General features: G+C 55.0%; 24 protein-coding genes and 1 riboswitch. Of the genes, 4 read left to right on the top strand and 20 right to left on the bottom strand.

Annotation, left to right across the window (positions count from 1 at the left end):
* Positions 1 to 19: 19 nt before the first annotated feature.
* From HV355_RS03550 to fbaB, 7 genes are all read right to left on the bottom strand, one after another.
* Positions 20 to 793 (bottom strand): ABC transporter ATP-binding protein, encoded by a 774-nt coding sequence (locus HV355_RS03550; protein ID WP_182400928.1) that lies wholly within the window; start codon positions 791 to 793, stop codon positions 20 to 22.
* Between the two features lie 9 nt (positions 794 to 802).
* Entirely contained in the window at positions 803 to 1663 is an 861-nt protein-coding gene (locus HV355_RS03555; RefSeq protein ID WP_126816561.1) for an ABC transporter ATP-binding protein, read from the bottom strand.
* Positions 1635 to 2540: an ABC transporter permease gene (locus HV355_RS03560; protein WP_148400038.1), complete on the bottom strand. Its 906-nt coding sequence runs from the start codon at positions 2538 to 2540 to the stop codon at positions 1635 to 1637. Before HV355_RS03560 ends, HV355_RS03555 begins: the two co-directional genes overlap by 29 nt.
* Positions 2537 to 3574, bottom strand: coding sequence for an ABC transporter permease (locus tag HV355_RS03565; protein ID WP_120157850.1), 1038 nt, complete (start codon positions 3572 to 3574; stop codon positions 2537 to 2539). The genes HV355_RS03560 and HV355_RS03565 overlap by 4 nt, the downstream gene beginning before the upstream one ends.
* A complete protein-coding gene (locus tag HV355_RS03570; RefSeq protein ID WP_108416562.1) occupies positions 3571 to 5187 on the bottom strand; it encodes an ABC transporter substrate-binding protein in 1617 nt (538 codons plus the stop codon). Before HV355_RS03570 ends, HV355_RS03565 begins: the two co-directional genes overlap by 4 nt.
* A 33-nt stretch (positions 5188 to 5220) precedes the next feature.
* Positions 5221 to 6375, bottom strand: coding sequence for a mandelate racemase family protein (locus tag HV355_RS03575; RefSeq protein ID WP_182400930.1), 1155 nt, complete (start codon positions 6373 to 6375; stop codon positions 5221 to 5223).
* Positions 6376 to 6679: 304 nt separating this feature from the next.
* Positions 6680 to 7732: a class I fructose-bisphosphate aldolase gene (fbaB, locus tag HV355_RS03580; RefSeq protein ID WP_010433688.1), complete on the bottom strand. Its 1053-nt coding sequence runs from the start codon at positions 7730 to 7732 to the stop codon at positions 6680 to 6682.
* Between the two features lie 251 nt (positions 7733 to 7983).
* Here fbaB and HV355_RS03585 point away from each other — a divergent pair, with 251 nt between their 5' ends.
* Genes HV355_RS03585 through HV355_RS03595 form a run of 3 tightly spaced genes read left to right on the top strand, consistent with a single transcriptional unit; the run spans position 7984 to position 11212 of the window.
* Positions 7984 to 9261, top strand: coding sequence for a nucleoside permease (locus HV355_RS03585; RefSeq protein ID WP_089599315.1), 1278 nt, complete (start codon positions 7984 to 7986; stop codon positions 9259 to 9261).
* On the top strand, positions 9258 to 10262 hold the full coding sequence (locus tag HV355_RS03590) for an ADP-ribosylglycohydrolase family protein (protein ID WP_182400932.1): 1005 nt from the start codon (positions 9258 to 9260) through the stop codon (positions 10260 to 10262). Before HV355_RS03585 ends, HV355_RS03590 begins: the two co-directional genes overlap by 4 nt.
* Positions 10259 to 11212 carry a PfkB family carbohydrate kinase gene (locus HV355_RS03595; protein WP_182400934.1) on the top strand — a complete coding sequence of 318 codons (954 nt, stop codon included), beginning with the start codon at positions 10259 to 10261 and terminating at the stop codon, positions 11210 to 11212. The genes HV355_RS03590 and HV355_RS03595 overlap by 4 nt, the downstream gene beginning before the upstream one ends.
* Here HV355_RS03595 and HV355_RS03600 read toward each other — a convergent pair.
* The 4 genes from HV355_RS03600 to HV355_RS03615 form a co-directional block, all read right to left on the bottom strand.
* The gene (locus tag HV355_RS03600) at positions 11186 to 11932 is read right to left on the bottom strand and encodes a GntR family transcriptional regulator (RefSeq protein ID WP_108416565.1); all 747 of its coding nucleotides are present in this window, start codon (positions 11930 to 11932) and stop codon (positions 11186 to 11188) included. The genes HV355_RS03595 and HV355_RS03600 overlap by 27 nt on opposite strands.
* A gap of 42 nt (positions 11933 to 11974) precedes the next feature.
* Positions 11975 to 12775 (bottom strand): bifunctional hydroxymethylpyrimidine kinase/phosphomethylpyrimidine kinase, encoded by an 801-nt coding sequence (thiD, locus tag HV355_RS03605; protein ID WP_089599318.1) that lies wholly within the window; start codon positions 12773 to 12775, stop codon positions 11975 to 11977.
* Positions 12772 to 13542, bottom strand: coding sequence for a hydroxyethylthiazole kinase (thiM, locus tag HV355_RS03610; protein ID WP_108416566.1), 771 nt, complete (start codon positions 13540 to 13542; stop codon positions 12772 to 12774). Before thiM ends, thiD begins: the two co-directional genes overlap by 4 nt.
* Before the next feature lie 35 nt (positions 13543 to 13577).
* Positions 13578 to 13674, bottom strand: a riboswitch (TPP riboswitch).
* A gap of 201 nt (positions 13675 to 13875) precedes the next feature.
* Positions 13876 to 14052 carry a DUF3606 domain-containing protein gene (locus HV355_RS03615; protein ID WP_071579603.1) on the bottom strand — a complete coding sequence of 59 codons (177 nt, stop codon included), beginning with the start codon at positions 14050 to 14052 and terminating at the stop codon, positions 13876 to 13878.
* 234 nt (positions 14053 to 14286) lie between these two features.
* Here HV355_RS03615 and HV355_RS03620 point away from each other — a divergent pair, with 234 nt between their 5' ends.
* Entirely contained in the window at positions 14287 to 14535 is a 249-nt protein-coding gene (locus tag HV355_RS03620; protein ID WP_000002667.1) for a hypothetical protein, read from the top strand.
* Positions 14536 to 14560: 25 nt separating this feature from the next.
* On the opposite strand, the gene HV355_RS03625 is transcribed toward HV355_RS03620, so the two are convergent.
* The 9 genes from HV355_RS03625 to HV355_RS03665 all read right to left on the bottom strand — a co-directional run bounded on the left by HV355_RS03625 (position 14561) and on the right by HV355_RS03665 (position 21801).
* Positions 14561 to 14773, bottom strand: a complete 213-nt coding sequence (locus HV355_RS03625) for a hypothetical protein (RefSeq protein ID WP_063854379.1) — start codon at positions 14771 to 14773, stop codon at positions 14561 to 14563.
* 118 nt (positions 14774 to 14891) lie between these two features.
* Positions 14892 to 15926, bottom strand: a complete 1035-nt coding sequence (locus HV355_RS03630) for a major capsid protein (RefSeq protein WP_182400936.1) — start codon at positions 15924 to 15926, stop codon at positions 14892 to 14894.
* An 18-nt stretch (positions 15927 to 15944) separates the two neighbouring features.
* Positions 15945 to 16286, bottom strand: a complete 342-nt coding sequence (locus tag HV355_RS03635; RefSeq protein ID WP_182400938.1) for a hypothetical protein — start codon at positions 16284 to 16286, stop codon at positions 15945 to 15947.
* 590 nt (positions 16287 to 16876) lie between these two features.
* Positions 16877 to 19045 carry a hypothetical protein gene (locus HV355_RS03640; protein ID WP_058841489.1) on the bottom strand — a complete coding sequence of 723 codons (2169 nt, stop codon included), beginning with the start codon at positions 19043 to 19045 and terminating at the stop codon, positions 16877 to 16879.
* Positions 19042 to 19377, bottom strand: coding sequence for a hypothetical protein (locus HV355_RS03645; RefSeq protein ID WP_072210844.1), 336 nt, complete (start codon positions 19375 to 19377; stop codon positions 19042 to 19044). Before HV355_RS03645 ends, HV355_RS03640 begins: the two co-directional genes overlap by 4 nt.
* Before the next feature lie 114 nt (positions 19378 to 19491).
* Positions 19492 to 19965 carry a hypothetical protein gene (locus HV355_RS03650; protein ID WP_233423239.1) on the bottom strand — a complete coding sequence of 158 codons (474 nt, stop codon included), beginning with the start codon at positions 19963 to 19965 and terminating at the stop codon, positions 19492 to 19494.
* A gap of 14 nt (positions 19966 to 19979) precedes the next feature.
* Positions 19980 to 21089 (bottom strand): hypothetical protein, encoded by a 1110-nt coding sequence (locus HV355_RS03655; RefSeq protein ID WP_179154126.1) that lies wholly within the window; start codon positions 21087 to 21089, stop codon positions 19980 to 19982.
* The gene (locus HV355_RS03660) at positions 21067 to 21267 is read right to left on the bottom strand and encodes a hypothetical protein (protein ID WP_058841493.1); all 201 of its coding nucleotides are present in this window, start codon (positions 21265 to 21267) and stop codon (positions 21067 to 21069) included. Before HV355_RS03660 ends, HV355_RS03655 begins: the two co-directional genes overlap by 23 nt.
* Positions 21268 to 21354: 87 nt before the next feature.
* On the bottom strand, positions 21355 to 21801 hold the full coding sequence (locus HV355_RS03665) for a hypothetical protein (protein ID WP_058841494.1): 447 nt from the start codon (positions 21799 to 21801) through the stop codon (positions 21355 to 21357).
* Positions 21802 to 23307 lie beyond the last annotated feature (1506 nt).

The following is a 23307-nucleotide window of genomic DNA, read 5'->3' on the forward strand; positions in this document are numbered from 1 at the left end:
GGCTAAAAACCGCACAACCCTAATACACCGCCACCTCTCGCGCCATTTCGCGTGAATACTGCTGGCTGGCATTGACCAGCATCCGCGTATAGTCGGTTTTGGCCTGTCCGGCCACCAGCGCGTCGACGGTCAGGCTTTCGAGGATTTTGCCGTACTGCATCACCGCCACCTTCTGGCACAGGTGGGCAATCACGCCCAGATCGTGCGTCACCATCAGGTAGGTCAAATTTGACTCACGCTGAAGCTCCGCCAGCAGGTTGAGGATTTCCGCCTGCACGGAGACGTCCAGCGCCGAGGTCGGCTCATCCAGCAGCAGCACCTGCGGCTCAAGAATCAGTGCTCTGGCAATCGCCACGCGCTGGCGCTGGCCGCCGGAAAGCTGGTGCGGATAGCGGTCGCGAAACGCCCGGTTTAGCCCCACCTTGTTCAGCAAGGTATAAATGCGCCGCTCCCGATCGTTAATGCCGTGGATCTGCAGCGGCTCTTCCAGAATATCGCCGATAGTGTGGCGCGGATGCAGCGAGCCGTACGGGTCCTGAAACACCATCTGCACCCGACGGCACCGTTCCCGGCTGATGCGCTTTTCCAACGGCCTGCCGCCAATCGCCAGCTCACCGTCCCAGTGGGTAAACAGCCCGGCCAGACATTTCAGCACCGTGGTTTTGCCCGAACCGGACTCCCCCACCAGGCCATAAATCTCGCCCTCTTTCACGCTGATATTCACATCGTCCAGTACCTGATTGCGCTTCTCGCCTTGGCCGAACGCCAGGTTGAGGTGGTTAATCTCGATCATCTCTGCTCCTTACTCGGTGAGCCAGCTGGCCTGACGCTGTAATACCGGCAGCGTCGGACGGCGATGGTTGATTTCCGGCAGCGCGCTGATTAAACCCTGCGTGTACGGATGCTTCGCGTTATGCAGATCCTTCGCGGCAATCGACTCCACCACGCGCCCGGCGTACATCACCAGCACCCGGTCGCAGAAGCTGCGCACCAGGTTGATGTCGTGACTGATAAAGATCAGCCCCAGCCCGCGGGACTGCACCAGGTCGTCGAGCAGGCCGAGCACCTGTAAACGCACCGACACGTCCAGCGCCGAGGTCGGTTCGTCGGCAATCACCAGCTCCGGGTCGGTGATCAGCATCATGGCGATCATGATGCGCTGCCCCTGCCCGCCGGAAATCTCGTGCGGATAGAGGTGATACACCCGCCCGGGCTGGCGAATGCGCACCACGTCGAGCATTTCCAGCACTTTGGCTTTCGCTTCCGCCCTGCGCCCCGGATGATGAGTCAGCCAGGCTTCGGCAATTTGATCGCCCACGCAAACCACCGGGTTAAGCGAGTACTTAGGGTCCTGCATGATCATCGAGATACGCTTGCCGCGAATGCCACGCATCTGCGCCTCGCTGACAGAGTGTAAATCGACGTCGCCAAACTGCATCCGCGAAGCGCTGATTTGCGCTTTGGCCGGATGCAGGCGCAGCAGCGCCCGCCCGACGGTGGATTTGCCGGAGCCGGACTCGCCGACAATCGCCAGCTTTTCGCGTCCGAGCTGGAAAGAGACGCCGCGCACCGCGTGGGTTACTGCGCCGCCGTTGATGAAATCGACATGGAGGTCGCGCACGTCGAGCAGCGGGTTATTCGCTACGAGGATCGAGGATGTCACGTAGGCCATCTCCTAAGAAGTTGAACGCCAGGCTGTTGATCAGGATCGCCAGCCCCGGAATAGTCACTACCCACCAGCACTCCATCATGTAGGTGCGACCGCTGGAGATCATTGCACCCCACTCCGGCTCCGGCGGCTGTGCGCCAAGGCCGAGGAAGCCCAATCCGGCAGCGGTGAGAATGATCCCCGCCATGTTCATGGTGATACGGATAATCACCGACGGCAGGCACAGCGGCACGATGTGACGCCACAGCACGCGGGCCGATGACGCCCCCTGCAGACGCACGGCGGAGATAAAATCGGCCTGACGCAGGGAGAGCGTTTCGGCGCGCGCCAGACGGGCAATCGGCGGCCAGGCGGTGAGTGTGATCGCAATAACCACGTGCTCCAGCCCGGGCCCGAGCGCCGCCACAAACGCCAGCGCCAACACCAGGCTCGGGAAGGAGATAAAGATATCGGTCACGCGCATCAGCACGGCATCCACCTTGCCGCCGAAATAGCCTGCGGTGACGCCCAGCAACAGCCCCAGCGGGCCGACGGTCACGGAGACCAGCAGCACGATATAGAGCGTGATGCGCGAGCCGTACACCAGGCGGCTGAAGATGTCGCGGCCAAACTCGTCGGTGCCGAACCAGTGCTGCGCGTTCGGGGCGACCAGCGCGTTATTAAGGTCCTGTACCAGCGGATTGTATGGCGCGATCAGCGGCGCGAAGGCCGCCACAATCAGCAGCAGCAGAATAATCCCGCCGCCGATGGCGGTGAGCGGGTTGCGCGCCATCTTGCCGACAAAACCGGCGACGCGGCCCAGCGTACGCTTGATACGCTGGCGGCTTTCTGACGGCCCTGCCCCCAGCGGCGTATCCAGAGAAACGGTCATGATTTCGTCCTCGGGTCAAAGAGTTGATACAGCATGTCGGAGAGCAGGTTGAGCATCACGAAGATAACCCCCACCAGCAGCACGCAGCCCATGACCGCGTTCATGTCCCCGAGCAGCAGGCTGCCGGTGAGATACGAGCCGAAGCCCGGCCACGAGAAGACGGTCTCAATCAGCACCGCCCCTTCCAGCAGCGAGCCGTAGGCCAGCGCCACCACCGTCAGCAGCTGTACGAGGATATTGCGAAACGCGTGATTCCAGATCACCTGACGCTCGGTTAAGCCTTTTACTCGCGCGGTGATGATGAACTCCTGCGACAGCTGCGCCAGCATAAAGCTGCGGGTCATGCGGCTGATGTAGGCCAGCGAGTGGAAGCCGAGCAGCGAGGCCGGTAAAACCAGATGGTTAACAGCGTTCCAGAACACCGCGCCGTTCCCGGCCAGCAGCGCATCCACCGTCATCAGTCCGGTGCGGCGTGGGACTAAACCCTCCAGTCCGAGATCCAGACGTCCCGCGCCCCCCACCCAGCCAAGCCAGGCGTAGAACAGCAGCAGCCCCATCATCCCGACCCAGAAAATGGGCGTGGAGTAACCCGCGAGGCTGATGATGCGCACCACGTAGTCGGAAACGCTGTTGCGACGCGCCGCCGCCAGCACCCCCAGCGGGATGCCTAAGCCCGCGCCGACGATTATCGCCATCGTCGCCAGCTCAAGCGTCGCCGGGAAAACGCGCAGGATATCGGCGGTCACCGGTTTGCCCGTCAGCAGCGCGTTGCCCAGATCGCCGTGCAGAAGGTTACTGAGGTAAATGCCGAACTGCGTCAGCAGAGATTTATCGAACCCCAGCTGGTGATAGACCTGCTGGTAGGTGCTGTGGTCGGCATCCGGGCCAACAATCGCCAGCACCGGGTCGACGGGCATCACGCGGCCGATGAAAAAGGTCAGCAGCAGAAGGCCGAACAGCGTTACCAGCACCTGCGTGAGCCGCGTTGAGAAGCGCCGGGCCCGGGAGCCGGGCGCGAGGATCGCCACGCTCATTTTTCACCTCCGGTTTTGTAGACGTCGCGCAGGAAGGTCGTGGCCGACGGGTGCGACTGAAAGTTCTTCACCTCGTTACGCACCACCACCGAATCCACCATCTGCGACAGGGGGATCATCGCCGGGATCAGCGCGTCGTAGCGCACCTGGATCTGCTGGTAGTCGGCGACCTGTTTCTTCGGATCGCGCTCCAGCAGGGCCTTGTCGATCATCTCGTTGAGCGGCTTATCGTAAAAACTGGTGCGCCAGCCCTGGAAATTGGTCAGCCGGGCTTCGTCACTGTTGTCCGGGTTATAGACCAGCGCGCGCAGGCTGGAGTGCGGATGTGGCTCTACCCCGCTGCCCCCGCGCCCGACCAGCATGTCGAACCTGCGCTCGCGCATTGCGCCGTAGATCTGGTTCCCGGTGCCGGTGATGATTTTGGCGTTAATCCCCGCCTGCATCAGCGTTGACTGCACCGCAATGGCAATATTCAGGAACGGCTGATCCGCCAGCACCCTCAGGGTCGTATCAAATCCGTCCGGATAACCCGCCTCTGCCAGCAGTTTTTTGGCACGAGGGATATCGAGCTTATAGCCCGGGTCCGGCAGCGTTGATGGCATACCCGCCTTGATGGGGCGCTGGTGCAGCACACCGTAGCCCGGCATCAGCGCTTTATTGATGCCCTGATAGTCAATCAGGTAGCGCACCGCTTCGCGCACCTTCGGGTTAGCGAAATGGGCCTCCTTCATGCTCATCGCCACGTAGTAGACCGTGCCTTTTTGCACGGCTTCCACGGTGAGCTGGGGGTCTTTACGCAGAGCGTTGATGTCCGCCACCGCCATATTGTTGGCAATGTCGAGGTCACCCTTTTCAATCATCAGGCGCAGGGTTTGCGACTCCTGGAAATGGCGCAGCACCACGCGGCTCATCTTCGGCGCGTCGCGCCAGTAGTGCGGGTTACGCTGCATGCGCAGCACGTCCTTCGCCTGCCAGGTCTCCAGCATAAACGGGCCGGAACCGGCTTCGTTGGTGGTCAGCCAGCGGTTGCCCCAGTCGTTGTTGACCGCATGCTGCTGCACCGTTTTGCTGTCCAGCACGCCGAGGTTGCCGAGCGCGCCAAGGGAGTAAATCACCAGTTGCGGATCGTTGGCCTTTGGCAGGACAATCTGCACCGTGTTCGCATCGGGTGCGCTGATGTGACTATCGATGTTTTTCTTTGAAAATCCGTAGGATTTCCACACCGACGCCTGCGCAAGGTTGAGGTGCAGCAGGCGGCGCATCGACCAGACCACGTCCTCCGCCGTGAGCGGGTTGCCGGAGTGAAACTTCACGTCATCGCGCAGATGGAAGGTCAGGGTTTGACGGTCCGGCGAAATATCCCATGACGTTGCCAGCGCGGGCCTGACGTTGGTGAGTTCGTTCGGATCCAGCTCCACCAGCGAATCATAGAGATTGACCACAATGCCGACCACTTCGTTACCGGTCATTGCCGCCGGGTCGAGGGTCAGGAGGTTGTTCATATTCATGCCGATGATGAGCTGGTCGGGCGGCGTTTTTGCGACCGCCGCACCGCTCCCCATCATCAGCGAGAGCGCGAGCAAGCACGCCCCGGCTAAAGGAGATCGTTTCATGTATATATCGCCTGTAGGGTACGTTTTTATCTGTCAGTCGTTGCTGACGGTATTGGCTTCGATATATGCAAAATTAATGTCTTCGCCCAGTCCCGGGCGGGTCGGCAGGCTGACCATGCCGTGCTCGTCCATCGGGTCGACCAGGCTGTTGAGGTACGCCGCCGGTTCGTCGTAGTCGAGGAACGGGTGCAGCAGGCCGCGCTCGTACCAACGGCAGTTTTTGATGGCGCCAATCACCGCCAGGCTCGCCGCGCCGTTGCCGTGTACTTCGCAGTCCATCCCGAAGGCTTCCGCCAGGTTCGCCACCTTCAGCGTCGGAGAGATGCCGCCCACGCCGTTTGACCCCGCGCGCAGGATGTCGCACGCTCCGGCTTTGATCCAGTCCGCGCGGCTGTGGTGCTTTCCGCCCAGGCTTTCCGGCCCGATAATCGGGATCGACAGATTTTCCGCCAGCCAGGCGTAGGAGGCCATGCTCTCCTCTTCCATCGGTTCTTCGAACCAGGCGAAGTTGAGTTTTTCCAGCTCCTTGCCGATGTACAGCGCCTCGGTGCGGCTGTACCAGTGGTAGCCATCGATCATGAGATCGATATCCGGGCCAACCGCTTCACGCACGGCGGCGCAAGCTTTGACGTCCATCTTCGGGTTGGGCGCAAAGGAGACCGGCGGCATCCAGGTATGCAGCTTGATGGCCTTGTACCCGCGCGACACCAGCGTCTCGGCAAAGCGGGCGTACTCGTCCGGCGTGGATAAGCCATCCGGCAGATCGTCACCGCACATGGTGCTGCCGTAGGCCGGGACCTTGTCGCGATAGCCGCCCAGCAGCTTCCAGACCGGCATGTTGAGCTTGCGGCCAATCAGATCCCACAGCGCCTGTTCGACGAAGCCCAGCGCGCGCTCGGTCAGCTGATGCGCGCTACCGCGCTGCCAGTGCGCCAGATCCTGCCAGATGCGCTCGCGGTTGAACGCGTCCTGGCCGACCAGCACCTTGCGAAAGAAGGTGTTGACCACAAAGGGGCGTACCACTTCCGGCGGCGCGAAGGAATACCCTTTGGTGCCATCATCTGCCGTAATAGAAAGCATCGCCATTTTAGCCATGCTCTCAGGCCCCGGATGCGAATGCCCGGCAGCGTCGGAAACCCGACGCGTCGGGTACTGGAAGACGGTGACGTTTACAGATTCAATTTTCATTATCAGTCCTTAAGACGACAGAGGTTCAGCGCGATTCGAATTTTGAAAAGCCGTTTCGAAACTAACTTTAAGCGCAAAATTCGTCCGCTGCCTTAGACAGATTCCGCTAAGCGCTGACCATTTTTTGTGCATATGCACGGGAAGGAGTGATAGTTTTCACAAAAGGAAGGGGAAGTGTGAGGTGGATCGGGAGAAATAAAATGCGGTATTTATTGCCCCTCACCCCGGCCCTCTCCCGAAGGGAGAGGGAGCAAACCATCCCCTCTCCCCTGTGGGGAGAGGGTTAGGGTGAGGGGGAAATGTCTTAAGCAATCGTCACTTTACTGTCCAGATAGACGTCCTGAACCGCATTAATCAGCTTCACGCCGTCGGCCATGGTTTTCTTAAACGCCTTACGGCCCAGGATCAGCCCCATGCCGCCCGCGCGTTTGTTGATCACCGCCGTGCGCACCGCGTCTGACAGGTCAGTATCACCGCCTGCCGCCCCGCCGGAGTTGATCAGCCCCGCGCGGCCCATATAGCAGTTCGCCAGCTGGTAGCGCACGAGATCGATCGGGTTATCGCTGGTCAGCTTGCTGTAAACGCGATCGTCGGTATAGCCGAAGTTCACCGCCTTATAGCCGCCGTTATTTTCGGCCATTTTCTGCTTCACGATATCCGCGCCGATGGTCGCCGCCAGGTGGTTCGCCTGCCCGGTCAGGTCGGCCGACACGTGGTAATCCACGCCGTCTTTCTTGAACGCGTTGTTGCGCAGATACGCCCACAGTACGGTGACCATGCCCAGCTCGTGCGCGCGCTCAAACGCCGCAGAAATCTCTTCAATCTGACGACGAGACTGCTCAGAACCGAAATAGATGGTCGCCCCTACCGCCACCGCCCCCATGTTGAACGCCTGCTCGACGCTGGCGTAAAGGGTCTGGTCATATTCGGTAGGGTAGCTGAGGGTTTCGTTGTGGTTCAGCTTCACGAGGAACGGAATGCGGTGGGCGTAGCGACGCGAAACCGAAGCCAGCACGCCGTAGGTGGAGGCCACACAGTTACAGCCCGCTTCAATCGCCAGCTCAACAATGTTCTTTGGATCGAAGTAGAGCGGATTCGCCGCGAAAGAGGCGCCCGCCGAATGCTCAACGCCCTGGTCTACCGGCAGAATAGAGAGATACCCGGTACCGCCCAGTCGCCCGGTGTTATAGAGCGTCTGCATGTTTCGCAGCACGGCAGGCGGACGGTTGTTGTCCACCATCACGCGGTCCACGTAGTCATGCCCGGGCAGGTAGAGCTGGTCAGCTGGAATGGTCATACAACGATGCTGTAAGAGGCTGTCGGCGTCTTTGCCAAGCAACTGCGCAATATCAGTCATAGTGATGCTCCCGTAAGTCCGACGTCGCGTCGGAGCGTGTGATCCAAACCCACATTTTTGCAGGCAGACTAAGCCTGGTACCGACTTAACAGATTTTCCACCGTCTGCAACTTTTTTAAGCACAATCTGCTGGCTCGTTTCATGTACAACAATTTTGTTACACTGATCAAACATTCACCTCAAAGGTATTTAAAAGGTATTATTAAGTGGTATGTTAAAGGCGTACCCTCACTGACATGCAGGATTAAAAAATGAAAACGAAAGTCCAACTGTCATTCATGATGTTTGTTGAATGGTTTATCTGGGGCGCCTGGTTTGTGCCGCTGTGGCTGTGGCTGAGCAAAAGCGGTTTTACCGCCGGTGAAATCGGCTGGTCTTATGCCTGCACCGCCATTGCCGCAATCCTTTCACCGATTCTGGTCGGCTCGCTGACGGACCGCTTCTTCGCCGCTCAGAAAGTGCTGGCGGTGCTGATGTTCGCCGGTGCGATTCTGATGTACTTCGCCGCACAGCAAACCCAGTTCAGCACCTTCTTCCCGTTGCTGCTGGCCTACTCCCTGACCTATATGCCGACCATCGCGCTGACCAACAGCATTGCCTTTGCCAACGTGGATGACGTCGAGGCAGACTTTCCGCGCATCCGCGTGATGGGCACCATTGGCTGGATCGCCTCAGGCCTGGCGTGCGGGTTCCTGCCGCAGATGATGGGCTATAGCGACATTTCCGATACCAATATCCCGCTGCTGATGACCGCAGCGAGCTCCGCCCTGCTCGGCGTCTTTGCCCTGTTCCTGCCGAATACGCCGCCGAAGAGCACCGGCAAGCTGGACTTTAAGGTGATGCTGGGGCTGGACGCGCTGATCCTGCTGCGCGACAGAAACTTCCTGGTGTTCTTCTTCTGCTCGTTCCTGTTCGCCATGCCGCTGGCCTTCTACTACATTTTCGCCAACGGCTATCTCACCGAAGTCGGCATGAAAAACGCCACCGGCTGGATGACGCTGGGCCAGTTCTCCGAAATCTTCTTTATGCTGGCACTGCCGTTCTTTACCAAACGCTTTGGTATTAAGAAGGTCTTGCTGCTGGGGCTTATTACCGCTGCCATCCGCTACGGCTTCTTTGTTTACGGCGGTGCGGAACAGTACTTCACCTACGCCCTGCTGTTCCTCGGCATTTTGTTGCACGGCGTAAGCTACGACTTCTATTACGTGACCGCGTACATCTACGTGGACAAAAAAGCGCCAGCGCACATGCGCACCGCGGCGCAGGGCTTGATCACGCTGTGCTGTCAGGGCTTTGGTAGCCTGCTGGGTTACCGCTTGGGCGGCGTGATGATGGAAAAAATGTTCGCTTACAAAGAGCCGGTGAATGGGCTGACCTTCAACTGGGCCGGAATGTGGACATTTGGTGCAATCATGATTGCCGTGATTGCCGTGCTGTTTATGCTGTTTTTCCGCGAATCGGATAAAGAGATCACCGCAATTGAGGTGGTTGATGGCGATACCGCGCTGACACAAGGGGAAGTTAAATGAAACAAGAACGTGTTCTCGGTGCCCTTTACGGGCAGGCGTTAGGGGATGCGATGGGCATGCCGTCGGAGCTGTGGCCGAGAAAGCGCGTCAAGGCGCACTTCGGCTGGATCGACCGTTTCTTACCCGGCCCGGCGGAGAATAACGCGGCCTGCTATTTCAACCAGGCAGAGTTCACCGACGATACCTCGATGGCGCTCTGTCTGGCGGATGCGATTATCGAGTGCGACGGGCAGATTAACGCGGACGTTATCGGCAAGCATATTCTTCGCTGGGCGCTGGATTTCGACGCGTTTAATAAGAACGTGCTCGGCCCGACCTCCAAAATTGCGCTTAACGCCATTCGCGACGGCAAGCCGGTGAGCGAACTGGAAAACAACGGCGTGACCAACGGGGCGGCGATGCGCGCCTCTCCACTGGGCTGCCTGCTCCCGGCCACGCGTCTGGAGCATTTTGTTGAGCAGGTGGCGCTGGCCTCCAGCCCGACCCATAAATCCGATCTCGCCATTGCCGGTGCGGTGGTGATTGCCTGGGCGATTTCCCGCGCCGTCGACGGCGAAAGCTGGCAGAACATCGTTGATGCCCTGCCAGGGATCGCCCGCTTTGCGCAGGAGGCGAAAACCACCACCTTCAGCGCGTCACTCGCGGCGCGTATTGAACTCGCGCTGAAAACCGTACGAGACGCCAACGGGATTGAGTCCGCCAGCGAGCAGCTGTATCAGCTCGTGGGTGCCGGAACCAGCACCATCGAATCCGTTCCGGCGGCCATTGCGATGGTCGAACTGGCGGGAACCGACCCAAACCGCTGCGCCATTTTATGCGCCAACCTGGGCGGCGATACCGACACCATTGGCGCAATGGCCACAGCAATCTGCGGCGCATTGCGCGGCGTGCAGGCCATTGACCCGACGCTGAAGGCCGAACTCGACGCCGTTAACCAGCTCGATTTTGGTCACTACTGCGAAAAACTCCTGCACTATCGGGAGCAACGGGAGGGCATATGACGTCTTTGGCTCAGCACCTTGAAACCTTGCACGCTACGCGCCCGGTGACGGTGCTGGGCGCGGCGGTGATAGACGTCATCGCCGACGCTTACGCCCTGCCCTGGCGCGGGTGCGATATTGAGCTAAAACAGCAGGGCGTCAATATCGGTGGCTGCGCGCTCAATATCGCCATCGCCCTGAAGCGGCTCGGCATTGCGGCGCAAAATGCCCTGCCCGTCGGTCACGGCGTGTGGGCGGATATTATTCGCAACGCCATGGCGAAGCAGGATCTGCACAGCGCGGTGGAAGCCGATACGGGTGATAACGGCTGGTGTCTGGCGCTGGTGGAGCCAGACGGCGAGCGCACCTTTATGTCCTTTAGCGGCGTGGAGAACCAGTGGCAGCAGCGCTGGCTGGATGCGCTTCACGTTCCGCAAAACAGCCTGGTCTATTTATCCGGCTATCAGCTGGCCTCGCCGTGCGGCGAGCTGCTGACACGCTGGCTGGAGGGGTTGCAGGACGTGACGGCATTTATCGATTTTGGTCCCCGCATCGCAGATATCCCCGATGCGCTGATGGCGCGGATTATGGCCTGTAGACCCATTGTGTCGCTCAATCGCCAGGAGGCGGAGCTTGCCGCAGAAAGGCTGGGTGTTGAAGTGGAAACCCTCGGCACGCAGTGGCAGCGGCGTTTCGGTGCCGCGCTGATTGTGCGCCATGATAAAGACGGCGCCACATGGTATGACGGTGACGTCTCGGGCGTTGTTCCGGCGTTCCCGGCGACGGTTGTGGACACCATTGGCGCAGGCGACAGCCACGCGGGCGGCACGCTTGCCGGGCTGGCGGCGGGATGGTCGCTGGCGGACGCCGTTCTGCTGGGGAATGCCGTGGCGTCCTGGGTGGTCAGCCACCGCGGCGGCGATAGCGCCCCGACTCGCGACGAATTACTCCTCGCACACAAAGACGTATAGATCGCTGCGGCAGTAGCTGATGCTGTACTCAATCGGCCGGTGCTGTTGGTCAAGCGCAACCTGCTTGATCACCAGCACCGGTATTTTTTCGTCCATCTTAATGTGCGCCTGAAATTCGCTGTCCGGCATACGGGCGCTCACGCGCGAACGGGTACGCTGCGGGAAGATATTCTGGCTGCGGAAGTAATCGTACAGCGAGACGCCAATCGCATCGGGGTCGAGGATAAATCCCGTCGGCACCCAGGACTCCTCAATCGAGACGGCGTCATCATCAACGTAGCGAATACGCTTGAGCAGGAAAACCTCGCTCTCGGGGGGAATGGAAAGATGGTTCGCCACCTCTTCGGGACACTTCACCACCCGCTTGTTGACCCATAGCGTATTAGGCTTTTGGCCGCGCAGCACCACCTGCTGGGAAAAGCCGCGCGCTTCTTTCAGTGAATATTCAAAGATATTGTTGATTTGCGTGCCATAGCCGCGGGAACGCGTCACCACGCCCTCTTCCTCCAGCGCCTGCATCGCTTTTCGCACGGTGATGCGCGACACACCGGTTAACTGGCTCAGATCGCGCTCGCCGGGCAAAATATTCCCGTGCTCCAGCATGCCGCTTCGCACCGCATTTTTTACCGTTTCGGCAAATTTCAGGTACAGCGGCGTGTTGTCCGGGGCGGCGATCCGTTCATTCAGTTGAGCGATTAACCGGGTATGCGCTTGTTCCATCTCTGTTTTCTCAGGCGTGGTGTTTCCTGCCAGTATACTGGGTTACCACCACGCATGAAAATGATGAACCGGCCCAATACCGTGACCCACTTCCAGAGTATCGGCTTTTGCCAGCGCCGCGGAGAGCCAGATTTTCGCTTCGCCCACCGTATCGGCCCAGCTGTCATGCCGTGGACGCAGCGCAGCCAGCGCGGCAGAGAGCGTGCAGCCCGTACCGTGGGTGTTTTTGGTCTGCACGCGCGGCGCGGTAAAACGCATTTCGCCGTCGCGGGTAAAGAGCCAGTCCGGGCTTTCGGCATCATCAAGATGACCGCCCTTCATCAGTACCGCGCCGCAGCCCATCGCCAGCAGCGCGTTCCCCTGGGCTTTCATTTCACGTTCGTTTTGCGCGTGCGGGGCACCCAATAGCGCGGCGGCTTCCGGCAGATTGGGCGTGATCAGCGCCACCTGCGGCAGTAGCTTTGTGCGCAGCGTCTCCACGGCGGAGGCGGAGAGCAGCGGGTCGCCACTTTTCGCCAGCATGACGGTATCCAGCACCACGTTTTGCACCTGATAACGCTTAAGCCGCTCGGCCACCGCTTCCACAATGTCCGTTTCGGCCAGCATGCCGATCTTAGTGGTATCGATGCGCACGTCGCTGAACACCGAATCCAACTGCGCGGCAACAAAATCTGGCTCGATACGGTAGACCGACTGCACGCCGCGCGTGTTTTGCGCCACCAGCGCCGTAATGACGGAACAGCCATATGCGCCAAGGGCCGAGAAGGTTTTCAGGTCAGCCTGGATACCCGCGCCGCCGCTGGGATCGGTACCGGCAATGGTCAGAGCGTTAATCCGCTTCATGCCTGCTCCTCCAGCGTGTAGAGCGCATCCAGGAACGCGCTGGCAAAACTGCCCGGGCCACGAGACTGCGCAATAGCCACCGTTCCGGCTCGCTTCATCCATCCGCAGGCGGCCGTGACGTTATCCAGCCGGTCGCCCGGCAGCGAGCAGCTCGCCGCGACGACGGCGGAGAGCGCGCACCCGGTGCCCACCACGCGCGTCATCAGCGGGTCACCGCCCGTTACGCTGCGCGTGCGCTGTCCATCGGTGATGTAATCCACTTCTCCCGTGACCACGACAATTGCATTCGTCTGACGCGCCAAAGCCTGCGCGGCAGGCACCGCGCTGGCTGCGGTGTCGGTGGTATCAACGCCGCGCCCGCCCGCGCTCATCCCGGCAAGGGCAAGGATTTCAGAGGCGTTACCGCGGATCGCGGCTGGTTTAAGGGAGAGAATTTGATGGCAAAAGCGGGTACGGAACGCGAGCGCGCCAACGGCAACCGGGTCGAGCGTCCATGGCTTACCCGCCGCCACCGCGCGTTCAATCGCCCGACGCATCGACTGAGCGCGCGGTGCGGTCAGCGTGCCAACGTTAATCAGCAGCGCATCGGTGATTTCAGCAAACTGCTCGGCTTCTTCGGCCTCAATCACCATCGCTGGTGATGCACCGAGAGCCAGCAACACGTTGGCCGTGAAGGTCTGTACCACATCGTTGGTCATACAGTGCGTGAGCGGGGAACGGGTTCGGAACTGATGTAAAACGTGTAAATCGAGCAGGTCAGGCTGCATGGGTTCGCTCCTGCCTTGCGTGAAGAAGCGATGACCGGGAAGGCATCTGACTTCCCTACGCTGGCATTATCCAGATCAGGTAATACGGGTATTTCTCAGCCTTCACAAAGAAGGGCACCCCGAGTCAAATAAATCAAAATCAAAGACTTGCGATTAACGTCCCGTTAATCCCTGTTCTGGATAATGCCAGCGGAAAGCCAAAGACTCAACCCTAAAAAATGCTCTGTGTCCCAGCTTGGGTCTCAAGTTGTGGCTCACAGTACCAAACACCGAACACAAAAAAGGCCGGGTTTCCCCAGCCTCAACAGCACAATTAAAGGTGCCTTCACAAATCTATTTACCTAGATGTGCTCTTACCTTAGCGGTGCCATTACCAACAGCTCTAACAGCAGCCCTAAGCTGAGATTCAGTAACACCCAACGCTTGGGTCCAATATGCTACTTCCCAAGATTCACTCAAGCTGATGAAACGTTTATCTTCTGGCTGCCGACGCTGTAAGTTATCTGCCATTTGGTTTGTCCTGAGTATTACAAGCTTATGCCTGCACACTACCTATATGACTTCTCTACCACTTCGTAAACGGTCAGTTATCAAACAATTGACACTGGTCATAAAACCAGTAAAAACTTTTTTCCGAGCTTGCTAAGCTTGCCGCTTCGCTTCTATCATAACTACTACATATTGTGTTTATTGATATAACAAATACAATATATCCAAAAATCCATCCCGTGAATAGGTGTTGAAATGGCGAACAATGATAAGCAATCCTCGAAAGATGTAGCTCATCTGGCGGCAGAGACTCTAAACAACCCAAACGCCTCTGCGATTCAGAAAAGTTTAGCGGGTTCGGTGCTATCACAAGCAGGAACAAAAAATCAGACTGGCGCGAACATGGAAGCCAAAGCATCAGCAGCTTTGAAAAACCCACGTTCAAGCGAGGTTACTAAAACCTTAGCTGGTTCGGTTGTTTCTCAATCGAATAAAAAGCGCTAAAAAAAAGCCGGGATTAACCCGGCTCTCATGTTTTCAGTTTCCATTGTCGCTGTTCGCTCAAGTAGTACCTAATAGCGCTGTCGAATCCATGCGTATGGATGCGGTCAAGTAAGCTGGAACGACTACACTCAAGCCTGCGTGCTAATGCAGACATGTTGATGATCGAATCATCGCCTTTACCGTCCAGAATCCACTGCATCAGCGGCATGTTGCCAGTACCGATCAAAGCTAATTTCATATGTATCTCCTTTCGAGATTTGCCACAGGCAAACCCGATAACGGGTATCTGTGTATCTCCTCTTCTTTGCCTCGCCAGCAGCGGGGACAATGCGTCCCCAATAACTGCTCACTGATCGTTAAGCTGCGTCGTTCGCCAGTTTGGTCACAAAGTCTGGACGGTACACCACAGGCAAGATTGAGCTTTCCGCGAATAGCTCCACGTTCTTAAACTTGTCCTGTATGCTCCAGATACGGAAATCAACCGGATCAGCAAATGCAAGATCAAGATTGCGGCTGGTAGCCGTTGCTACATAACCGAAAGGCAGAGCAATATCAGAGGATAGCGGTTTGCTAAAGCGCGGAACCAAGAAGGATTCATCCGGACCAATTCCATAAAGATTTTGGTCCGTTACTTCCACCACTCGGACATTTTCAATAATGAATGTTGAGAACGCCGGAAGCACTTCTTTGTTAAACAGTACATCACGATCAAGCATACCGAACTGAACATTCTGGCGCACGTCTGGGTGATACTTGATGCCGCGAAAAACATTACTACCTGCAAACAAGATAAATCCATCAAGCTGACCAGCAAGCCCCCCCATACGCACTTTAGCGGCGGTTACAGCATCATCGAGGCTGCGAAGTGGGTCACCAGAGCTAACGTTGGTTTTGATTGTCCCAGTTGCCTGTTGATATCCAAATTCATCTTCCCAGGAAATGATCGGCTGCTGGGTGTAGGTCGCTTCGACGGTATTACGAAAAAGCGCATCAGCAAAAATCCGCTCACGGGTACGCATGTACTTATCGTGCATTGCTACAGCAGAAGAAGTGACCGCATCCATTACAGACATTTGCAGGTCGGAGCCTGGTTTGCGATATGGTTGCACGTCTGCCGCTGTAATACGGTCCTGAAAAGCATAAAGCGGAGCTTCAATCAGGTGATTGCTAGCGCTACGCTTAGGAATGCTGGACCACTCTGAGCCGTAACGATTAACAGAGCTTGCCACCTTCTGGGCGACTTCATCAATGATATCAAGGCTGACCTTTGGACTAGCCGAAGTCTGTCGATCATTGAAAACGTTAAGCGTGGTCAGCAAAGTGTTCTTTGCATCCATGTTAACAAAGGTATTGGTGTAATCCGCGTAGCTGAAATTGGTTGATAGTCCCATGTTGTCTTCTCCTTGTTATTATTCTGCGTCCGGTGCGCTGGTACGGATTGCGCCCATTTTGGTGAGTGCTGCAATAGCATTGGCGGCAGCGGTAGCGCCCATAACAGCGACGATGGTGTCTTGTTTGATGTAAATCCCGCGATCAGCAACGATGATATGAGCAGCATCTTCTGCCCTGTGGTGGCTCAGGACCAGCAGGCAGTCATCACCAGAGACATAAGCAGCCCCAGCGCTGGTAATGCAACTACCCGGCTGGACTTCTACAGCTAGATCGACAGTAATAGTCTTGCGGTCAAAATTCGGATCGACTGCATACGCGATCACGTCATTGTAAGAACGTTCAGTTGTTCCCATTTTCATATAATTAACTCCCGTTAAATTTCACATAGCTATGTAAACAAAAGGCCAGCGCCTGCTTGAGCCGTAAACGGCGACAGGGCCAGCCTTTCGAATTGTTCCGATGAAAAAAAGTGACCGGACGGAGAGTCGTCCGGTGTGAATTTCACTGGTAGGAATGAGGAGGCGGCAACGCTCCAAAGAATGGGTAAGGAGACCCAAAAACGTTGCCACCTGATGCCGTTAGTGTCCGGCTGACAACCTGTCGAGGAGGACAGGAATTTTGGCAAATCCACCTTGGGTGGAAATCTTTTCTGGAGTACACCCAGCGGCTATGGCGTAGCCTTTCTGTGAGAGTGCAGGTCATTGGATGTACTTTAGAAAAGAGGCTCTGAACGGTGTCACAGAGCCTGCTTTATATTTCGTAAGGAGAAGGAATGACAATGGCTGTTGTACGCACATACAATTTAAATTATCACCCTATGCAATTATTTTAACACGAAACAATATCTTTCACAACAAATACTTGGCATATTTGACGGAAATATATTGACTTCCTGTGAAATTTGTTATTGAGATAATGAGACCCCATCATGAGGGCATTTTATGATGTTTTATTGAGCAACGCCCAGAATGAGGTTGTTCTGCGCCTGTTCGTAGTCCCTCAGTTTTGTATCAATCAAACCGTTAATAGCGCCGTCATTCACGTTAATATCAAGCGGTGAGAGTTTAATCTCAGCTTCGCCAGTGACCGCAACAGGAATCGGCTGTCGCTGCGTCATGCTGTCAATTGTCGGAACCGTGAACGTTGGTTGCTGGGGTTGTATTGAGTTGAAACCAGGAACATTCAACGCTAGCGCTGGATCGTTATACGCCGTGCCTGAGCCAATATTGCTCGGTGCTGAACTATCCAGCCACGGATAAATCTGCTTAAGGGTCTGACCGATGCTACGTGGATCAAATCCTGTCTTTTCCTTAATCCAATCGGCAGCACCGTTTGCGGAATCATCCACAACGGTGTTGTAGACTGCATCCGGAAGTGTTGCACCCTCGTTAACACGTTGGCCCACCCGTCCGGCAAATAACAACATATCAGCAGTCGCCTGGCCTACAGCCTTCCCCAAACTATCCATAATAGGAACGAGGCCAGCCATACCTTTGCTAAAGCTGGAAGTGTTCTTGCCAACCTCTCCCAGCCCATCAGCAAAACCTGAGCTAAAAATATCACTCAACGAATCGTTGATCCTGGAATATTCAACAGAGAGAGCACCCAAACGGTTTAACTGTTCCTGTTGTGCGTCTGACAGGGCGTAACCATTACGGGCGAGGTCATCCATGCGTTTCTGAACAGCGTCACCACCGTCTACAAAGGCGGGTAAAACCTTGCTCGCATCGTTGATACTTTCTGCAAACGCAGCCGTTTCCTTACTAGAAAATTTGAACTGACGGGACAACTGAGCCAGGTAAACCATTGCGGTGTTAAAATCGAGCTTGTCTAGCTCCTTAATAACGCGCTTCGCCGTCGCTGCATTGGATTTGCCAGCGATGGCATTGATAAGGTCGCCTAGTTCACCAGCACCGGACAACGTCGCTTTGCCGCTCTTGTCGGTCTTCCAAATCCCATTGGCGGTCAACTGGCCCACCTTATCTCTAAAGTCAGCCTGGAAATCCAGCATTTTATCTGGGGAAATGTTAAAGCCAGTCTTATTTGCAACAACATCACGCACCGCTTCATATTCAAGGCGTGAAATACCTTGAGACTGTAGAGTTTTCATCTGTTGGTTGCGCTCAACGCTCCCCTGTAGGGTCTGACCAACACGAGCAACCCCCATTGAGCCAATCAGGGAACCCCCTGCAATTACACCAGTAGCAGCGAGGCCACCATAACCACGTTCGCTACGTTCACGGGTCAGACGTTGAGCATTGATGCGCCCTGCTCGCTCGGCTTTCGCTTTATCTTTAACAATCTGGCGGTTAATACGCGCCTGGCGTCTGGTTTCCAGAGTCGCTTTAGCAAGTTCATGGCGCATTTCTGCGATGGTATAACGCTGCTCGGCGTACCCCTTAGTGGCCTCTTTAATGGCCTGCACCGCTTTCATTTTGTCAGCCAGGGATGCAGCTTCGATATGGCTGATCGTCAAGCTTGCCCTGCGGAGTGTATCGTGAGCGGTGATTTGTCGTTTAAAAGCCGCCTCTTTCTCACGCTGGCGCTTCTCTTCCAGGGCCATCGCCTTTTTGGTGGCTGCGATGTCAGCAGCAACAGCGCCGTGACCACGGTTCATTGCGTCAGTCTGACGGGAAACAAGACCAGGATCGTAATGTTGACCGCCCATGTTAGGGTTGTAGGTCATCGCTCGTGATCTGGCTGCGGCCTGCACTTTTGCGGATATATTGGCTAAACGGGCGTTTTGTCTCCGGATCTGTTCACTATCTGCCAATTGTTGAGCCTGCCCTCTGGCGTTAAGAGCCTGCATTTTCCGGGCGTGAGCCTCTTCCTGTTTTGCGATCTTTGCCTGGGCTTGGGCCTGGCGTTGTTGCTCTAGCGAAAGCTTTTGAGCCATTTTAAGGCGCTGTGTTTGAGCACGGGCTGCTTCAAGAGCCGATTTACCCTCACTCTGGGCGGTTCGCTTCTGAGCTTGCTCCAGCGCTTTAGCGGGTTTGGTAGTTAATTGCTGAAGTGACAGAATTTTCTTCTTCGCTGCTTCGTAACTAGAGCGGGAAATTTCCCAGCTTACGATATTGACGGTGCTCGTCACTATCTTGTTGGTTGCTCCACTACTCATTGCCCCCCCTGCTGCTTGATGATATTGCCGTAACGATCAGGATCAGATTTTGCGAGAGCAGCAGCCGCTGCTTTAGCCTTCGCCAGCATTTCAGGATCGATATGGTCAGCGGTATGACTTACCACCGGACGACTATCAGCCCCCAACGATTTAGAGATCCGTTTAACCTTGGTGGACGTATCCACCGGGGATGATTTGAGGTATTCAGGATGCTTTTCTAAGTGCTGGGCGGTGACGCTCTTTAGATTATCCCGCGCCTTTTCCAATGCATACTGTTCTGCTGACATGCCATGCATAGCGGCAAAAATCCGATCTCGGATGCTTAGTGTCATTTTATGGTATCTCCAGAGTAGGATTAGCCCGCCGATCAGGACGTGACGAAGCGCCAGCCAGACCACGGGCAGGTAAAAGATGTAATTAAGGGTCAAGATTCCCCGTCAGGGATGTTAGTAGTGCAGGCGTGGTGAACGTCGCTGTGGGTTCTTCTGTTTTCTGGCGACTGTTTCACGATAGGCCACAAACAACGGATCAGTATGATCCGGCATTCGGGATGCCATTTCTTTCTCAGTGATTCCTTCACGCTTAAGAAGCGTTACCACGGTGAATAGAGGCAGTTGAAGGTCAGCACAGATTTTTGCCAGCATTGCGCCGGATTCGTAGTACATTCGGGCCATTCGCTTAGTGGCATACTGACTGGTATTGCTTATCTTGCGACAGCGAGGATTCCACGAGTTATCGTAAAGGCCTTTTACCAGGTCATACGGCAAGCGTAGGAGCAGCGCCGTTTTGCCTGGAGAATAACCGTGCACGAGCATTTTTTTAGCAGTCTCGATCAGCGAAGAATCACGAGAGCGGGATTTGTAAAAGCGGGACAAATCTGGGTTTTCAGCCTTTAGGCCGTTGCATTCAACATTGTTCAATTCTTCTCCGTATATCAAAATGGTATCGTTTCATTGGAAAAATCATGCACAGATTCAGATTTCGGCAGTAAGTGCACAGGGATGTATTCAGGCAGAGCCGCCTCAATCCAAACGGGGATACTGTGCTGGATCTCCTCTTCGGATTTTCCTTCCCGATGTGCCTTGTAAGCTCGTGCCATAGCATAAGCGAACCCATATTTTTTTAGAGTTCCATCATCATTACGCTTGGGAGCATCATCACCGCTCAGGGCATCGATAAATTCTCCAGTGATCACGCCGTTTTCATCAAAGATCGTTACCTTGCTCAGTTCTTCAAAGTAGTGCTGGTCGATCAAAGCTACGATCCTGTCAACATCGGCTTCACCGTGTGAAGCACCATACTCCATAAATCCGAAATCTCCGGGACCATTTTCACGCCAGCACTTCAAGGAGTCGAGGTCAGCTATCTGGGGGGATTCTTGTTTTTTGACTTTTGGGAATTGGATAACATTTCCACCATTCACCGTATCATCACAGGAAATAGCATCGCCGCTATCACCAGCAGGCTGTGAAACGCCAGATTGCTGTTCAGGATCATTCGTGGCAGGTGCAGGGGCCACAGTAACGGATTGTGCGCCATTCTCGCTCTCCTCGATTATTGGCTGTGCTATTTTTTTCGTCTTCTTGGTTTTCAGACCACTGACCCGAACATGATCGTAAGACGGCTGACCATTCGACAATTCCTGATAGATGAATTCCAGGTTGTGATCGATATCGGTAAGCTGTTTAACGAAGTACTCGCAGGCATGACCTGACTTCTTCGCCTTTGGCGCTTCCCAGTCAATAAGGCCCAGCGCCTTGAGATCCTTCTTCACCTTCTTGAAGGTCGATTTAGAAACGTCACACTTGATAGCAAGGTTTTCATCTGAATCGTAATAGTGACCAGTTGACTTGCCAGCCGCGATGTTTTTTGGATTAGTCAAACCACGGAACTGATCTTCCAGATGGGCATAAATTATTCTGTGGTCGTTCGTTACCCTGATCACTTCTCCTGTACTTTTTACAGCAATTGTACGAGCGTCCAAGCGCTTAGGAATAATGCGTGATGGTTCTTTGATAACGTTAGATTTTACTGCTTCTGTCATTTTGATCTCCGTTAGGTTTCGCCTTGCTGGCTAATGCTGGTTTGATGTCTGGTGTGTTGTCGAAAATGTGCGCGGCAGTCTCCAAGATTTCATTACAGAGCCGTGCCAGTGGCTTATCCTGCCTGTTAGCTTCAGCCAGTAGAGCTTGATAAATGTGCTGCTGGAATTTGATGTTCATCCAATTGTCCTCCTCGTTCTGGGTACAAAAGAAACCTCGCCAGTGGTCGCCCAGAAGGCGAACCGGCTCAGGTTTTGTTCAGTGTTGTTAAGCTGCGGTTGCTGTCGGGAACTCGCCAATCAGTGGGAAACCGTAGGATTCCAGTTCTTCAGCACCAGTTGTTGCCACAAGCAACATAATGATTTGTTCGTGGGTCAGATCAAGATTGAGCTTGCTCAGGTAAAGTTGGCGGTGACCTTCTAGAATTGGGCGAAGAATTTCGGTCAATTCCATTCCTGCGGCACGTTGATTGCTCAGAGGCTTCAGCACCGACTTCACTGCCCGTGCATGTTTCGCCTTTTTCCGTTCCTGCTTCAGGATATGAAGACAGACGGCGATCTGTGGGAATCGAGCATGTACAGCATCCGCGCCACCATTTCTACTAATGAAGGCCCACAAGGCTGATTTGGTGTATTTGCCGTTCAGGATGAGAGCAGCGATCTGCTCGCCTGTCATAGTGGTCAGGTCGAGACGTTGGGATTTCGGTTTATTCATTGGGTTCTCCGTTTCTGTTGAAAGAATTATTCGCGGAGGTCTTTTTGTACCCGTTTTGTATTGCCGTGAGATTGACAAGGGATGTCGTGATAACGGCAGGATTATTCGAGGATTCGTAGGAAAATCATTACCCTACCTATTCATTATATCAGTTTTCACTTGAAATAGAAAGCTTTATTTTAGCAAATTTTATAATGCCTCATCATAACATTATCAACTACCGAAATCTTTGTCAATAGGGCTAAATCGCTCTGTAACGCATTCTGCGGGGACTTGCCTTTATAGCAGTACCATCGTATTACCAACACCATTTAAACGCCGTAGAGAGGCGCTGAGGAAGTCAGTTAGCCAACCCACGCCGCCCCGGAGTAGATCGGGTAAACAAGTTTGCCCCTGTCGCCAATCGGCTCCATTCACATTGGACTACCGCGCGTGTTTCACGCTTGCTTTTCCACACAGTGAGAGCGGTAGCTCTCTGGCTAGGCCGTTACACGGTGAACCAGAGGTTCATCACTTCGTGACCGGATAGCGTACCCTTTGGATAACCCGACACACAGAACAGCAACCGGAGGTTGTTGTGATGGGCTATGGAGGGTTAGAAGGTCACGAGATGACGGGTCTGTTCACGTCATCGAAGATGAGCTTCTTACCACACAGATTCTGAAGAGGCGTAGCCATTGCAGAGCAGAGCGATAAAAGTTCTCACTCTTTAACACCAACAATTGAACGCATGTTCAACCTGACCTTGACCTGGGTTTTACTGATCTTATTGGTTTTACTGATCTTATTGTGAGGTTTAGTGAGGTTTAGTTATGTTCTTATTGGTGGTTGTCTGGCGACCTTATAAATCCATTTATATGGTTGTGTGACGACCTTATAAAGTGGTTATGAGGTTGTGTGACGACCTTAAAAACCGTGCTGGTATCACCGGGTGAGAAATTTCTAAGTCATCCACGCGACCAACTTCTAGTTTGATACGTCCGCGTCATGCTCCAATGGCACAATCAACGGCAACACCTGAGGCGGTCCAGACACCTGATCCGCTCCGAGAATTGATCATCTCCCTCCCCCGCTTTCATCTGAAAGTACCGACCATTCTCCGCGCTGGCTGAAGATTGGCAACCCTATACTGGTTTTCTGTGAAAATTTGGTGGATGATCTTTACCATTGGCTATCCTGCGAACAAAATAGATTAAACGCACCTCAAATAGCCTATAATCCGTAGTTAATCATGCTAAAGTGGTCGCTTGGCGTACAAATCACAAGTCTGTACCTATGAGCGTTATGGTGTGGTGCATGCAACGAAGCCAGTAATGGCGTGGCCTCGGCAGATCTGTCACTCGTGGTGTGGCTAAACACAATCACCGATCCGCCCTTCCATACCGAAAAAATTAATTTTCTTCGCAAAATCAACGAAAAATCATCCATTTCTGGGCGTGTCAGAGCTTCTCAGCGGGGCGCTGTGCTATGGGTGGGTCAGTTCACGATTGTGTGGAGATAACGCCG

This window comes from Enterobacter sp. RHBSTW-01064 (assembly GCF_014103035.1).
Taxonomy (GTDB): domain Bacteria; phylum Pseudomonadota; class Gammaproteobacteria; order Enterobacterales; family Enterobacteriaceae; genus Enterobacter; species Enterobacter mori.

Excerpts from the sequence above, each read along its gene's own strand:
- HV355_RS03550 (WP_182400928.1), bottom strand. The coding sequence starts at position 793 with ATGATCGAGATTAACCACCTCAACCTGGCGTTCGGCCAAGGCGAGAAG.
- HV355_RS03560 (WP_148400038.1), bottom strand. The coding sequence starts at position 2,540 with ATGACCGTTTCTCTGGATACGCCGCTGGGGGCAGGGCCGTCAGAAAGC.
- HV355_RS03565 (WP_120157850.1), bottom strand. The coding sequence starts at position 3,574 with ATGAGCGTGGCGATCCTCGCGCCCGGCTCCCGGGCCCGGCGCTTCTCA.
- HV355_RS03570 (WP_108416562.1), bottom strand. The coding sequence starts at position 5,187 with ATGAAACGATCTCCTTTAGCCGGGGCGTGCTTGCTCGCGCTCTCGCTG.
- HV355_RS03575 (WP_182400930.1), bottom strand. The coding sequence starts at position 6,375 with ATGAAAATTGAATCTGTAAACGTCACCGTCTTCCAGTACCCGACGCGT.
- fbaB (WP_010433688.1), bottom strand. The coding sequence starts at position 7,732 with ATGACTGATATTGCGCAGTTGCTTGGCAAAGACGCCGACAGCCTCTTA.
- HV355_RS03585 (WP_089599315.1), top strand. The coding sequence starts at position 7,984 with ATGAAAACGAAAGTCCAACTGTCATTCATGATGTTTGTTGAATGGTTT.
- HV355_RS03590 (WP_182400932.1), top strand. The coding sequence starts at position 9,258 with ATGAAACAAGAACGTGTTCTCGGTGCCCTTTACGGGCAGGCGTTAGGG.
- HV355_RS03595 (WP_182400934.1), top strand. The coding sequence starts at position 10,259 with ATGACGTCTTTGGCTCAGCACCTTGAAACCTTGCACGCTACGCGCCCG.
- HV355_RS03600 (WP_108416565.1), bottom strand. The coding sequence starts at position 11,932 with ATGGAACAAGCGCATACCCGGTTAATCGCTCAACTGAATGAACGGATC.
- thiD (WP_089599318.1), bottom strand. The coding sequence starts at position 12,775 with ATGAAGCGGATTAACGCTCTGACCATTGCCGGTACCGATCCCAGCGGC.
- thiM (WP_108416566.1), bottom strand. The coding sequence starts at position 13,542 with ATGCAGCCTGACCTGCTCGATTTACACGTTTTACATCAGTTCCGAACC.
- HV355_RS03615 (WP_071579603.1), bottom strand. The coding sequence starts at position 14,052 with ATGGCAGATAACTTACAGCGTCGGCAGCCAGAAGATAAACGTTTCATC.
- HV355_RS03620 (WP_000002667.1), top strand. The coding sequence starts at position 14,287 with ATGGCGAACAATGATAAGCAATCCTCGAAAGATGTAGCTCATCTGGCG.
- HV355_RS03625 (WP_063854379.1), bottom strand. The coding sequence starts at position 14,773 with ATGAAATTAGCTTTGATCGGTACTGGCAACATGCCGCTGATGCAGTGG.
- HV355_RS03630 (WP_182400936.1), bottom strand. The coding sequence starts at position 15,926 with ATGGGACTATCAACCAATTTCAGCTACGCGGATTACACCAATACCTTT.
- HV355_RS03635 (WP_182400938.1), bottom strand. The coding sequence starts at position 16,286 with ATGAAAATGGGAACAACTGAACGTTCTTACAATGACGTGATCGCGTAT.
- HV355_RS03640 (WP_058841489.1), bottom strand. The coding sequence starts at position 19,045 with ATGAGTAGTGGAGCAACCAACAAGATAGTGACGAGCACCGTCAATATC.
- HV355_RS03645 (WP_072210844.1), bottom strand. The coding sequence starts at position 19,377 with ATGACACTAAGCATCCGAGATCGGATTTTTGCCGCTATGCATGGCATG.
- HV355_RS03655 (WP_179154126.1), bottom strand. The coding sequence starts at position 21,089 with ATGACAGAAGCAGTAAAATCTAACGTTATCAAAGAACCATCACGCATT.
- HV355_RS03660 (WP_058841493.1), bottom strand. The coding sequence starts at position 21,267 with ATGAACATCAAATTCCAGCAGCACATTTATCAAGCTCTACTGGCTGAA.
- HV355_RS03665 (WP_058841494.1), bottom strand. The coding sequence starts at position 21,801 with ATGAATAAACCGAAATCCCAACGTCTCGACCTGACCACTATGACAGGC.